The organism is Lysinibacillus sp. GW821-FHT14F06 (assembly GCF_058803665.1).
This window is the reverse complement of sequence record NZ_JBXAPF010000025.1, coordinates 25,342-38,666: the sequence shown is the minus strand read 5'-3', so window position 1 is coordinate 38,666 and position 13,325 is coordinate 25,342. Positions and strand designations below refer to the sequence as shown.

Below are 13,325 nucleotides of genomic sequence, written 5' to 3'. Positions count from 1 at the left end.
AGTAAAGATGAAAGTTAGTTGTGTATTATCATTATATGAGTGTGCAAAATAGTTGATTAGGTATTAGCTATTTTGTTTTAAATATCTCTAGCGCTTTTAAACATGGAAGGTACAGTCCAATATGTCCCCATTCGCCATAGCCATTCAAATGGACCAAAACGAAAGAATTTTAGCCAAAGCCTACTACATAATAATTGGATAATATAAATCCCTAGACAGATCCATAGAGATTGGATATAGCTTATATTTCTAATTAGCTGAAAAGCGTGGCCTACAAATAAAATGAGTGCTGTTTGCCCTAAATAGTTAGTAAGAGCCATTCGGCCATATTCTTTTAAAGGACCAAGTACAATTTTAAAGAAGCGAAGCTGCAGTAGAAGTATAATTAAGCCTACGTAAAATGCAGAAATAAATGGGCTAAATTGCAGTCCTATTAATGCGAACTGTTCAATATTTGTGATATGCTCTGATAATTTTTCCTCTGATAAAGTGTCGAAGCTAACAAGTGCATCTGGTACATAATACCATTGGTATAGCCATCCACCAATGCTAATGAAGAACATCATGATTGTAAAGACTATAATCTTTTTTCGCTTGACACTAATATGCTCAAAAATACGATATTGTCCAGCAGCTAATCCAAGTAAAATTAGTGGAAGAGGCATTGCGATTTTTATCCCGAAATAAGCTGTTACAGCGAGTAATAACAGGCCTATTGTGAGATTGATTTCCTTATGAGCTTTATAGAATGGTAAAGCTAATAAACCAAATATCGCGTAAACCGTTAAGGCTTCTCCAGGGTGGAAGAAAGCATGTACAAGCCCAAAAAGAAATAAAAGTATAATTCTTCTTGTAAATAATAAAAATGCCTTTTCATTTTTCGCTTGAGCTCTAGCTATAAAAATATAGAAGCCTACACCAAATAGAAATGAAAAGATAGTGAAAAATTTCCCTTCCACAAAAAGCATTAGCATATGATAATACGCAATATCTATCGACCTATTAGGTGCTTCAATCCACAGAAGCCCTGGAATATTTACTAGAATAATGCCCAATAATGCAAAGCCTCTTAAATAATCTAATGTATCAATTCGCTTGTTCAAATCAAATGGTTGCAAAATGATCTCCTCCTCTATACAAAGTATAGGGGAACCGCGTGCAATGTAGTAATGTTGAATGTTACGTGAATCTTACAAATTCGTCATCTCCAGCTTTACATTTGTGAATACATGGTTAAAATATCATTTGCTTGCTGCCGTAAGTTTTCGATTAATGCTTGCGGCTCTAAAATTTTTGCATGTACACCAAGCCGATAGAAAATGGAGCTAATAAAATGAAGCTCTCCTTTGTCGATTAGAGAATCAATATAGCCTGAGCCATCTTCTTTTATAACAACCAACTCTTCAAAGCTAGGTACACTTTTACATTGTCGGACACCTTCACTGGTTAATTGTACACGTAGCCGAATGGGGTGCTTAATCTCATAAGTGCTATTGAACCATTGCTGCAAATTTAAAAATTCCTTGTTATTGTTTTCACATTCGAAAATGGCGTGTATACGGTCTACCCGAAACAGAAGAATTTTTTCCTTTGTTAAATCAAAGGCAGGCATATACCATAGTCCATCTTGTGCATAGACACCAAGTGGATGAACATATTTTATGGTGGTGCCTGTTTTTGATGCATATTGAAACCGTAAATGCTTATTATCAATGGCTGCTACTAAAACATCTTTTAATAAAGGTGTCTCAATGGATCTTTTAGGACTCCAAAAGGCGACATAGGACTGAAGCTTATCCACCTTTTGCTGTGCATCCTTTTGCAAAGAGCTGTATAATTTGCGCGAAACGGAGTGAATCTCTGTCTCGAAGGGTAAATCTCGATAATAGTTGAAGGCTTGAAACGCAAAGAAAATAGAAACCGCTTCTTCTTCTGTAAATAAAATAGGAGGAATCAGCCTGCTCGATAGCACTGTATAGCCGCCATTTCTTCCTTGTTCCGTATAAATAGGTAAGCCCATATCACTTAAATCAAGCATATAGCGGTGAACTGTTCGAATGGAAATGTTAAATTCATCAGCAATTTCCTGTGCAGTAAAAGTCTTTTTAGCGCTGACAAACACAAGAATATCTAATAATCGTTGGGCTTTAGACATATTTTCACCTTTTTCTTTAATCATGCCAACAGTTGTCATGTTTTACGTTTAGTATAGTAATTGTTAATGATTTTAGCAAAAGAAAAAGGGAGCTGAAGATATGTCAAGAGAAATTATTTTATTTATTGGAACTAGTTTAGATGGATTTATCGCAAAAGAAAATGATGATTTAAGATGGCTAGAGGAAGCAGAAGGGGAAGGTGATAATGGTTACTCGGATATGTATCAATCTATTGATACCATTATTATGGGCAAAAGAACGTATGATTACATTGTGGAACATATGGAACCCTTTCCGTACCCTGATAAAAAATGTTATGTATTTACAACGACCGAAAATGGAGAAAATCAACATGTCGAATTTGTGAATGGCGATATTGTTGCTTTTACAAAAAAATTGAAGGAGCAAGAAGGCTCAAAAATTTGGATGGTGGGAGGAGCAGGTATACTCGATGCGTTTTTAAAGGAACAGTTCATTGATGAATTGATCATCACAATTACACCACATCTGTTAGGCTCAGGTATACCATTGTTTAAAGCACATAATCCATATCAAGAATTACAGCTTACTCACACACAGCGTTACGGTCAAATGGTGCAATTGCATTATAAGGTGAAAAAAGAGGCATGATGCCTCTTTTTTGTTATTTTATAAAGGATTGATAGATTTCTCCCATGATTCCCTTCATTTGATGTATTCCTGTATCTGTATTCGTCATAATGATTAAACCTTTTTCTAAATATGGATAGGCTACCAGCATGCATTGAAAACCAACTCCCCAGCCAAGTGAGGAGAATTCAAGCAACTCCTCCTGACCATCGAGAAATACTCCAAGGCCTGTCCATTCTACACATCCCTGTGGCTTAAACAGTTCTTTTATGTATGTAGTAGAAAATCCTATTTTGCTTTGCCCTTTTACAGCGTTTAGAACTTCCTGTAATAAAATGGCTAAATCAGAAGCGGAAGTCCATAGTCCACAAGCTGCAGGATACGGATAAATAGAATATTTCGCCGTAATAAGAGCCTCATTTTGATGACCACAAGCAAGATTGTTCATGTTCGACGAAGTTAAATTATTAGCAAATATGCTGTTTGTCATGTGCAATGGCTTAAATATAAGCTCATCCATCAGCTTATAAAATGGCTTGCCTGTTGTGTCCTCTATCAATAATTGAATGATACAAAAGCCTGCATCTGAGTAGTGAAATTCACTTTCAGGCTTAGAGGTAACCTCTATTGGCGTTGAGCAAAAAGATGTTTTTCCATTTAATAGTTCAAACATTGAAGGAATTTTCTGCGAATCTTTTACTGGCAAAAAGCTCTCCTCTGGGTCAACTATACCAGACTGATGACAAAGCAGGCTTCGTAGCGTTACTTTTTTTAGACTGGTGTATTCATTATCAGGTATTTGCCATGACGTAAGCCTGCTATTAACATCTTCATCTAAGTCCAAAACCCCTTGCTCCACCAATTTCAGCACTAATATGCTTGTGAAAAATTTACTAATAGAGCAAGCATTGAAAAGCGATTGGTCAGTAATTGGACGATTTGCTCCTGCCTCCATAAAGCCATAGTGCTTTGTCTTATTAATATGTCCATTATCAATTGTTACAAGACTTAGTCCCATAATATGGTGATTCTTCATACGCTCTTTTATATCGATCATATAATATGCTCCCAATTTTTTCTTTATTATAGCATATAGACAAACGTATGTTTCGATTACTAAAATGTGAACAAAAAATTCCTCTCGTATAACGAAAGGAACGATTTTAAATAAAATTATTAAGCATTTTTCTTTGTTCTTGTCGTACGTTTCCTCGGTGCGGGTTTCTTTGTTTTATCTAGTGAGGCCTGAAGTGCTGTCATAAGGTCTGTAACATTATCAGGCACTGGACGTTTATCGCTGGCTGAGATTGTATTCGTCGCTTTTTTCTCCTCTATTAGCTCCATTAAGGCATTTCGATAGTCATCTGTGTATTTATCAGGATTAAACTCTGTAGTTAATTGATCTACTAGCATTAGGGCCGTATCCAGCTCTTTTGGGACAACTGTTTGTTCACTAGGAATATTCGGTACATCGCTTACACTTCTGACCTCATCAGGATAATGGATAGTTTCCATTACTAAGGAATTTTGATAAACACGCACAATGGCTAACTGTTCCTTGGAGCGAATAATAATTTTGGCTACACCAATCTTGCCAGATTGCTCCAATGTTTGACGTAATAGCGCATAGGCCTTACTGCCAGTAGTATCCGGTGATAAAAAATAAGTGCGTTCAAAATAAATCGGATCAATCTCCGTTAATTTGACAAAATCAATAATTTCAACGGCCTTATCTTCGTTTTCCTTGCGTAAGTTTTCTAACTCTTCTTGATCTAATACAACAAACTTATTTTTGGCATATTCATAGGCCTTGACGATATCTTCTTCTTTTACCTCTTGATTACAGCCCTCACAAACCTTTTTATAGCTGATAGGTGTATGACATTCTTTATGAAGTTGGCGTAATTTAATATCTTTATTTTCCGTTGCAGCATGTAGTTTCACTGGTATATTGACAAGACCAAATGAAATGCTGCCTTTCCAAACTGTATGCATTTATGTCACCTCGTTTTTCTTACTATGATATATTTTCATTATTTTTATGTATCTTAAATGAAAATCAACAAAAACTGTTGAAAAAAGCAAATGAGGTGTTTGCGTTGAAACCAATGCTTTTAACAGAGGTACTTGATATACCTAAGGGAGATGATTGGCTTTATGAAATAAAATATGATGGTTTTAGATGTCTATTAGAATGGGACGAACAGCCAATGCTCATAAGCAGAAATGGCAATAGCTTAAATCATTTATTTCCCGAGATTATTGCTTTTTGTCAGCACATTTCAGACCAAGTGAAGCCTTATTTGCCATTACTATTTGATGGGGAGCTAGTTTATTTAATCAATAATTATAACAGTGAATTTTCGATTGTCCAAAAAAGAGGGAGGATGCAAAACACAGAGGTAATTTCTGAACATGCTAACTCGTTTTCTGTTCATTTTATTGTGTTTGATTTACTTACCTATCAAGGCGAGTCACTAACAAATCGCTATTTAAAAACACGAAAACAACAGCTTACTAAACTTTTTACGACTTTAGAGCTTCCCTTAGTAATTAACTATGAAGATCAGCATCGATTACAATTAATCGCTAGTACTGAGCAATGCAAGGCTCTTTGGCATGCCATAAAAGTGAACAATGGTGAGGGCATGGTCGCTAAGAAAAAATCGAGTAAATGGTTGGAGGATACACGTTCTTCACATTGGCTAAAAATCAAAAATTGGCATTTTGTGACCGTTATCGTTACACATTATAATCATGGCAATGGTTATTTTCATGGGTCAGTGTATCTACAGCAACAATTAGTAGAGGTTGTCACCTTTAGACATGGCATGATGGAGGATGAACATAAGACCCTCGTTGCTTTTTTTCAAGCAAATGGTCAACGAAATAATGACATATGGCAGTTAGAGCCTTCTATTTGTGTTGATATCGCTTGTATTGATTTTGATGGAACTAAGCTACGAGAACCAAGATTCTCTAAATTTCGCTTAGAGCTTGCACCAGAGGATTGTCAGTGGCAGCAAATGCTTCGACAGTTGTTTCCAATACCAGAGACAGTAAGTATTACGCATCCAGATAAGCCTGTATGGCCAGCGATTGGGGTTAACAAGGATAATTATTTGTACTATTTACAATTGATTTCACCACATATTTTACCTTTTCTGCTGAATCGCCCGCTAACATTAATTCGTTTTCCACATGGGGTTCCTGGTGACAGTTTCTATCAGAAGAGTAGTCCTGAGAAAATACCTGAATTTGTGTCAACAGAGTGGATGGATGAAATTAATTATCTAGTATGTAATAATCTAGAAACTTTATTATGGCTCGGCAATCAACTTGCGTTAGAATTACACATTCCATTTCAAACAATGCAGACAATACATCCGACTGAGATTGTCTTTGATTTAGATCCTCCTTCAGTGGAGTATTTTTCATTGGCCATTAAGGGAGCACTTGATTTAAAGGAAATCATTGACTATTTTAAGCTACAATCTTTTATTAAAACATCAGGAGGTAAGGGCTTACAGCTTTATATTCCATTACCTGAAAACGTATTTTCCTATGATGAAGTGAGAATATTTACTGAATTTGTCTGTAAGTTTCTATGTGAGCAAAAACCGGATTTATATACGATAGAGCGATTAAAGAAAAATAGACATCAAAAATTGTATTTAGATTATATACAGCATGCGGAAGGGAAGACGATTATCGCTCCCTATTCCACACGTGGGAATGAACGGGGGCTAGTAGCAACACCATTATATTGGGAAGAAGTTCAGCCACAGCTAACACCAGATCTCTTTACAATTCCTGCTGTGTTGGAGCGTATGAAAAAAGTAGAGAACCCTTTTAAGCATTTTCGTCAGATAGGGGAGAATCAGGATTTTCAATCAGTTTTAGATTATTTAAAAAATTTATACTGAAAAGTTAAAGCATCGGTGAGAGATCCGATGCTTTAGCCATATTAGGACTGTTGTGCTTTTACTTTTTCTAGGTAATCCAGAATACCCATTGAGGAAACAATTGTATCAAACGGAATTGTTTCGTAGACTGGATGACTTGCTGGTATGCCGTTTTCCTGTAAATAGCTAAATAAAAGCTCTTTTAAACGTGCATCTAAATAATGGACTTGTTCTTGGAAAATACTTGATATCTCACTTGCCTTTTTCCCCTCAGCTAAAAAGAGCGGTGTCCAGTAGCGTACTTGACGATAGGCTTCCTTTGGATTTTTATATGCACCATAGTGTCCGAAATATAATTCACTGGCATTCAGACTTTCATATAGCTGGATGGACTGCTCCATTGTCTCAGGGTTGTACTGATTAGGAGAGGTTGATGGGATAATTAAATCAATCGCTTCACCATTCATTTCAGGATAACGGACTCCAGTTGTGTCGCCTACAAATAGACCGTTTGTTGCGGAATAAAGCATGGAAACATGATGTTTTGCATGACCCTCTGTATGAAAGAAAGTTAGCTTGTGCTGTCCCAATGCTAATTCCTGTTCATGTCCAATTTCTACTATTCGCTTGGCATCGATTGGGACAATTGGGTCGAAAAGACGCTCAAATTCCTCCCCATAGACACTCTTTGCACTTGCAATTAGCCGACTAGGATCAACCATATGTGATACACCTCGAGGATGCACTACGAATGTGGCATTTGGACAGCTTTGTAAAAATAACCCTGCTCCGCCAGCATGATCTAAATGGATATGTGTGACGATTACATAGTCGATATCCTCTAATGCTATATTTAATTTATCTAACCCGTCTAATATATATGGTACAGACGGGCTGGCAGATGTTTCAATTAGTGCAATTTTTTCATCAATCAATAAATAAGAGCTTGTACGCTGTTCACGATTTAAATCATGTGTATCAATACAAAAAAAATTTGGTGCTATCTGTTGGACTCTAGACAATCTAATTTCTCCCTTCGGATTCGGAATTGTGCAAAATATTCTCTTATAGGAATTTTTTAGCTACAAAAAGAAGTAGTTATACTATATAATAATAGAAAACTAAACTGAATGTCCATTCATTTTTAGGGGGATTAATTAATGGAGAGAAGGATTCGCTATGATACACGAAAGGTTCATCGAGTTAATTTAGCTATTATTTCAATTTTAGCTATTCTAATTTGTGGACCTATGATTTTTTCAAAGGGTATTATGTTCTTATTTATTGGACTTACTGTTATTGCGTTAGCAGTAGGTAATTATTTTTTACCTATTAAAACGTATGTTAAAGGCTTTATTTTTGGCATGATTCCATCAAGTGTAGTTTTCACTTTATTTTTAATCGATAGCTTTTCATTAAATAAACATTATATTTTACTCTGTACGGTAGCCATCATTGCTCTATATTTTAAAAAAGAATTAATTGTATTCTTTGGCGTACTAACAAATATCAGTTTTGTCATCCTGTATATTGCCAATTCTAAATCATTACTAGGACCCTTTGATGATATCATTGTTTTTATTACGTTAATAGCCATTATGAATGGGGTTATCATTGCCTTTTTCTTAATTGCCAAATGGGGCAATGAATTGATTGAACATTCGGCAATTCAGCAAAATGAAGTAAAGGCATCCTTAGAGCAGCTACAAAAAACATTTCAGGAGATTGAAAACAGTAGTCAAGCATTGGATAAGCATGTTACACAATTCCAACATACCATGCAGCGAATATCAACTTCGAGTAAGCAGATACTTTTAGCTACCGAGGATATTTCTGCAAGCATTCAGCAAGAATCCTCTAGCCTACAAATGATTCATGGAACGATGAAAGAATCTGTCCATTTTGTCAACGAAACATTCTCTATTTCTAAAGAAACCGTCTCTAAATCTACAGATCTTCAAGAGGAGGTTTTAGCAGGATGGGAGAAAATGCAAGATGCAATGGCACAAATGGAGGTCATGAGTCATGCCATCGGTTCTACTGCTGAAACTGTCAATGAGTTACAGCTAAGTCTGCAAACCGTAGACAGCTTGTTACAGGGAATTCAGCATATTGCAGAACAAACAAATCTTTTGGCACTCAATGCAGCAATTGAAGCGGCAAGAGCAGGAGAGCATGGTAAAGGCTTCGCTATCGTTGCAGATGAAGTACGGAAATTAGCAGAAGAAAGTGCAGCCATAACAGTAAGCATTACGAATGTGACAAAAACATTGTTTGCAAAATCTACAGAAGCATATCAACGCTCAGATGCTGGAGAAAAGGCGTTGCAACATGGAGAGATGCTGTTACAGGATGTCAGCAAATTCTTGAATGTTTTAAAAGATTCATTTGCGATTACCAACACAGATTTAACTAGAGGGATGAATGAATTGAGCAGCGCCATTTCCCAGTTTGATAAAATACAGTCTCAAATAGAAAAACTGAATGAAATGACTGAGCAAAACGCCAATTCTACTGGTGAAATTCTACATTTCGTAGAGGATGAAAACAAAATGCTAGAAATGATGACGAACACTACAAATCATATTCAGGCATTGAGTAATACATTAAAGTTACTCGTTACAAACAAGGAACAAAGATATTCATAGAGAGAAAATAAACACAGGGGATAAAGATATTTTTCCCCCTGTGTTTTTTTGATTTGGATATAGAAAAGAAGGATTTTTATTTCTAGTGGAATATTCATTTTGGCAATCACTTGAATTAAAGAAAGAAGATTGAGCAACAATTAAAACGAAGTAACTGAAGTCTCCTATTGTCATATTAGAATTTTAACAAGTTTGTAATTCAAGTGTCCCTATTTGTTTAATAATCTGTGAATAAGCCAATCCTGAAAGTAAAAGGAGTGGTTTGTCTGGAAAACAGATTTATTATAGGTGTTGTAAATGGCTGTGTTTTAAGTGCAATTTTGTGGGTTTCTATTTTTGGGTGGATTCGAATAATTAAATATTTATTTTAGAGATAGACGTAAAATGCCAGATTTACGTACATATTTTAATGATAATCATAAAAAATTAAGGTGTGTTCTTTCTACATTGAATACGCAAAGAGGTAGGGCGTATCGTAAATAGTATAAATTACATTTTTTGGGAAAATCGAAATTTGTTCAGATTTTGTATAGAGCCATATGGTAATCTATTCATGTCGAGGGATGCGAAAGCAAACTAACACGCACAAAAAGACCAGGCTCTCAATTTTAGTAGAGCCTGGTCTTTCCAATATTTAAATTTTTTAAAGAGACTCAAATCAATTGGAAAGCGATTGGATGGGATTAGTATGAAAGCAGGAAATAGACATAATCGTCTATTTCCTGCTTCATTACTTTTAATTTAGCTTTATGTTTAGCTTTTGGAATCGAGTAAAACTGCTCGTATCGACACATTCTACATGAACAGTGAATTTTACCTTTGCTTAATTTGCCGCGTACTGGCATGTAATTACTCTCTAGTAAAAATACATTTTTTAAAATGGTCCATTTTTTTCGAATTATTCGCTCTCTCTGGTGGCGAATATAGGCTTTTGATCGATTTTTCATAAACTATCAGCTCCCTTGAGAAACCCAAGCTTGCAGGGAGAGTCAAGGGATGTCCGCATTCCCTACAAGCTTGGTATTGAGCTGATAGAATGAATTAATTGACGCATATCATCATTCCTTTTATAAAATTATAACATCAGTCACCTACATTGTTTTATGCAAGAATAGTGAATTTAAACGAGGATGGTTTATAATCAATGTGTTATGAAGAAAAATAGTACATGCACTAGAATCTACGAATTATGACCACGTTCTAATCTTTTCATTTCTTCTGCTATTGCGCATGCGTTCGAATCATTTTCCTCATATAGTTGATGGATAATATTTGAATAATCTTCTTTATTTCGATTCTGGCTTAATTTATATGCAGCTTGTATGTCTTGTACTTTAATCTTTACGCCTACAATTCCTTTAAGTTCTTGTTCTAATAATTGAGGAGAAAGTGTTTCCCACAATACAGGATGCTCACGATGTTTTTCATATTTCTCAAGTAAATTTGATAAATCTTTTTCGAGCTCTTTGCCTTCAAAGGTTTCAGCTTTTCCATATACATGTACTGATTGGTAGTTCCATGTTGGGACATTCTCTTGTTCATACCAGGAAGAAGAGATATAGGCATGAGGCCCTTGGAACATAACTAGTACCTCATCTGTCTCTTGAAAAGTTCTCCATTGAGGATTTCCATAAGCTAAATGACCTGTGAGGTAATAATCATCTCCTTGTTTGCTGAGAAGCAATGGTAAATGAGTAGCAATGGGTCTACCTTTTTTTATTGAAACTATTGTGGCAAAAGCATTTAAACGAATAAATTTTTTAATTTCCTCTACATCAGTTACTTTGTAATATTTAGGAATAAACATAGAAATCGCCCTCTCTCTAATTTCTAGTGAAATGCCTTAAAACACTTTACTTTTTACATCTCACAATATAGATTTAATTATAATCATTAGCTGGCACCTATCAAAGTGCCAATAATGTTATTTTTTAAGGAGCCAATTAAATGATTGAAATTACGCCAATTTTACATAAAGATGGTCCACTTTATCTTCAGCTATACAATTTTATAAAAAATGAAATTCAAGTAGGGAATATTCGTGCAAATAGTAAATTGCCATCTCAAAGAAGTTTAGCTAAACATCTAAATATAAGTCGAAATACTGTTGACACTGCCTATCAGCAACTGATCGCAGAGGGCTATGTTATTAGTAAAGAAAGAGATGGCATATATGTAGTGGAATTAGAAAAGGAGTTCTTTTTAAAGAACAATCAGATAGACAATGACATTTTGATAGCTAACTCTAATCAAGAGTCGGAAGATGCAATAGTGAAGTATGATTTTAATTACGGTGATATTAATTTAAAGGATTTTCCCTATAAATTATGGCGTAAATTAAGCTTACAAAGTTTAAATGAAGAACAGGGATATTTATATTTATATGGAGATCCTCAAGGTGAGGTGGATTTAAGAAATTCAATCTCTCTATATCTTTATCAAGCTAGGGGTGTAAAATGTTCCCCTGAGCAAATTATTGTGGGAGCTGGAGTACAATATCTCACGGGACTCTTAATAAATTTGATTGGAAGAGATGTTGTCTATGGCATGGAAGACCCTGGATATTATCGAGTTCGGTATTTATTTGATGATAGTGGTATAAAGGTTCAGCCAATTCTTCTTGATGATAGTGGCATTAACGTGCAGCATCTTAGAAAAAATAAAGTAAAGGTTGTCTATGTAACACCCTCTCATCAATTTCCAACAGGGATTGTTATGCCTATTGCTAGAAGATTGGAATTATTAGAATGGGCCAGAGAGGAGACAGCTTATATAATTGAGGACGATTATGACGGCGAGTTTAGATATAGTGGAAAGCCTATACCTGCTCTTCATGGATTAGATAGCTATGAAAATGTAGTGTACATGGGTACATTTTCGAAATCATTAATTCCTTCTATTAAATTAAGCTATATGGTTTTACCAATGGAGTTAATCAATCTTTATAAAAAGAATAATTTCTATGTTCAAACTGTGTCAAGGCTCCATCAGCATACTTTAAGATTATTTATGGAAAGTGGCCATTGGGAAAGACATCTAAATAAATCAAGAAATATTTACAAGGGAAGACATCTTGCCTTATTAAATGCAATTCATCAAGTGATGAACAATGATGTCAACGTATACGGTTCTGGCTCTGGTTTACATATCCTTCTTGAACCGAATAATCATATGTCAGAAAAACAGCTTATTCAAAAGGCTCGAGAGCAAGGTATCATTATCTATCCTACTTCGGTTTTTTATGCAAATCCTCAAAAAAATCATCAGTCAGCTAAAGTATTACTTGGTTTTGCAAATTTAGATGAAGCTTCTATCTATAAAGGAATTGAGCTTTTAAATAAAGCGTGGTTTGAATAGTGGTTGGTTGTATGTTTTTGGAGCTGTAGCGAACAGCTCCTCTTACTGAATTCAAAATTCTAAACGCATGGTATGGTTCATATCTTTAAAACTATGTTATTCATATAAAGAAATAGCACCCGTATTTTCAGCTAATACGCTGAGCTCCAAGTAATCCAAATTGCGATCTTGAGCCCAATTTTTCGCTTCTAATAGCAAAGATGAACCAATTCCTTGATTTTGGTATGATTTTCCGACAATAATATCAGTAATAAAGGCATATTTATGTTGAACTAGACATGAATATGAGGGGGTTATTGTTTCTTGAACAAGCAGAAAGCCAGCTACATGCTTATTTACTATGAGAATATCTGATTCTTTTTCATTAATTGTATTTCTAATAAACTCGACATCTTGTTTTGTAGGCTTCAAATAGTTAGGTTGCAGGATGGACATTTCTAAAAATAGTTTTTGGTATAAAATTTCAATTTGTTGAATTTCATCCAGTGTTGCTATCTTTATCTTCATACTTATACCTCCATTGAATTTTTGATACTAACGTCAAGTAATATTTTACATTATTGATTGATATATAGATGTAAAATTTCAATAGGAAAAGCAATAACATATTACAACTACTTTAGTAATCTTTAATATATAAATTTTTAGCA

The 13,325-nt window shown here is 35.0% G+C and carries 12 protein-coding genes; 4 read left to right on the top strand and 8 right to left on the bottom strand.

What is annotated here, in order from left to right; genetic code table 11:
* Positions 1-77 precede the first annotated feature (77 nt).
* Positions 78-1,118: a DUF418 domain-containing protein gene (locus AC1RNS_RS19045; RefSeq protein WP_492994949.1), complete on the bottom strand. Its 1,041-nt coding sequence runs from the start codon at positions 1,116-1,118 to the stop codon at positions 78-80.
* Between the two features lie 95 nt (positions 1,119-1,213).
* Entirely contained in the window at positions 1,214-2,194 is a 981-nt protein-coding gene (locus AC1RNS_RS19040) for a helix-turn-helix transcriptional regulator (protein ID WP_492994948.1), read from the bottom strand.
* A 61-nt stretch (positions 2,195-2,255) separates the two neighbouring features.
* Here AC1RNS_RS19040 and AC1RNS_RS19035 point away from each other — a divergent pair, with 61 nt between their 5' ends.
* Complete coding sequence (locus AC1RNS_RS19035; RefSeq protein WP_492994947.1) at positions 2,256-2,786, top strand: dihydrofolate reductase family protein; 531 nt, start codon at positions 2,256-2,258, stop codon at positions 2,784-2,786.
* 13 nt (positions 2,787-2,799) lie between these two features.
* Here AC1RNS_RS19035 and AC1RNS_RS19030 read toward each other — a convergent pair whose 3' ends face one another.
* Both AC1RNS_RS19030 and ku read right to left on the bottom strand, forming a co-directional pair.
* Positions 2,800-3,822, bottom strand: coding sequence for a serine hydrolase domain-containing protein (locus AC1RNS_RS19030; RefSeq protein WP_492994945.1), 1,023 nt, complete (start codon positions 3,820-3,822; stop codon positions 2,800-2,802).
* 119 nt (positions 3,823-3,941) lie between these two features.
* The gene (gene ku / locus AC1RNS_RS19025; RefSeq protein WP_492994944.1) at positions 3,942-4,760 is read right to left on the bottom strand and encodes a non-homologous end joining protein Ku; all 819 of its coding nucleotides are present in this window, start codon (positions 4,758-4,760) and stop codon (positions 3,942-3,944) included.
* A gap of 104 nt (positions 4,761-4,864) precedes the next feature.
* Here ku and AC1RNS_RS19020 point away from each other — a divergent pair, with 104 nt between their 5' ends.
* A complete protein-coding gene (locus tag AC1RNS_RS19020; protein ID WP_492994942.1) occupies positions 4,865-6,691 on the top strand; it encodes a DNA ligase D in 1,827 nt (608 codons plus the stop codon).
* A 41-nt stretch (positions 6,692-6,732) separates the two neighbouring features.
* On the opposite strand, the gene AC1RNS_RS19015 is transcribed toward AC1RNS_RS19020, so the two are convergent.
* The gene (locus AC1RNS_RS19015; protein ID WP_492994941.1) at positions 6,733-7,692 is read right to left on the bottom strand and encodes an MBL fold metallo-hydrolase; all 960 of its coding nucleotides are present in this window, start codon (positions 7,690-7,692) and stop codon (positions 6,733-6,735) included.
* A gap of 138 nt (positions 7,693-7,830) precedes the next feature.
* On the opposite strand from AC1RNS_RS19015, the gene AC1RNS_RS19010 reads away from it, so the two are divergent.
* A complete protein-coding gene (locus AC1RNS_RS19010) occupies positions 7,831-9,318 on the top strand; it encodes a methyl-accepting chemotaxis protein (RefSeq protein WP_492994940.1) in 1,488 nt (495 codons plus the stop codon).
* Positions 9,319-10,001: 683 nt separating this feature from the next.
* On the opposite strand, the gene AC1RNS_RS19005 is transcribed toward AC1RNS_RS19010, so the two are convergent.
* Together AC1RNS_RS19005 and AC1RNS_RS19000 are read right to left on the bottom strand one after the other, a co-directional pair.
* On the bottom strand, positions 10,002-10,265 hold the full coding sequence (locus AC1RNS_RS19005; RefSeq protein WP_492994939.1) for a hypothetical protein: 264 nt from the start codon (positions 10,263-10,265) through the stop codon (positions 10,002-10,004).
* Positions 10,266-10,498: 233 nt separating this feature from the next.
* The gene (locus AC1RNS_RS19000; protein ID WP_492994938.1) at positions 10,499-11,125 is read right to left on the bottom strand and encodes an FMN-binding negative transcriptional regulator; all 627 of its coding nucleotides are present in this window, start codon (positions 11,123-11,125) and stop codon (positions 10,499-10,501) included.
* Between the two features lie 140 nt (positions 11,126-11,265).
* Between AC1RNS_RS19000 and pdxR the strand changes: the two genes are divergently transcribed.
* A complete protein-coding gene (pdxR, locus tag AC1RNS_RS18995) occupies positions 11,266-12,675 on the top strand; it encodes a MocR-like pyridoxine biosynthesis transcription factor PdxR (RefSeq protein ID WP_492994937.1) in 1,410 nt (469 codons plus the stop codon).
* Positions 12,676-12,771: 96 nt separating this feature from the next.
* Here the strand turns inward: pdxR and AC1RNS_RS18990 are convergent, their stop codons facing one another.
* Positions 12,772-13,182 (bottom strand): GNAT family N-acetyltransferase, encoded by a 411-nt coding sequence (locus tag AC1RNS_RS18990; protein WP_492994935.1) that lies wholly within the window; start codon positions 13,180-13,182, stop codon positions 12,772-12,774.
* Between the last annotated feature and the right edge of the window lie 143 nt (positions 13,183-13,325).

Coding starts and splice junctions, on each gene's coding strand:
- pdxR (WP_492994937.1), top strand. CDS start 11,266: ATGATTGAAATTACGCCAATTTTACATAAAGATGGTCCACTTTATCTT.
- AC1RNS_RS19030 (WP_492994945.1), bottom strand. CDS start 3,822: ATGATCGATATAAAAGAGCGTATGAAGAATCACCATATTATGGGACTA.
- ku (WP_492994944.1), bottom strand. CDS start 4,760: ATGCATACAGTTTGGAAAGGCAGCATTTCATTTGGTCTTGTCAATATA.
- AC1RNS_RS19000 (WP_492994938.1), bottom strand. CDS start 11,125: ATGTTTATTCCTAAATATTACAAAGTAACTGATGTAGAGGAAATTAAA.
- AC1RNS_RS18990 (WP_492994935.1), bottom strand. CDS start 13,182: ATGAAGATAAAGATAGCAACACTGGATGAAATTCAACAAATTGAAATT.
- AC1RNS_RS19010 (WP_492994940.1), top strand. CDS start 7,831: ATGGAGAGAAGGATTCGCTATGATACACGAAAGGTTCATCGAGTTAAT.
- AC1RNS_RS19035 (WP_492994947.1), top strand. CDS start 2,256: ATGTCAAGAGAAATTATTTTATTTATTGGAACTAGTTTAGATGGATTT.
- AC1RNS_RS19005 (WP_492994939.1), bottom strand. CDS start 10,265: ATGAAAAATCGATCAAAAGCCTATATTCGCCACCAGAGAGAGCGAATA.
- AC1RNS_RS19040 (WP_492994948.1), bottom strand. CDS start 2,194: ATGACAACTGTTGGCATGATTAAAGAAAAAGGTGAAAATATGTCTAAA.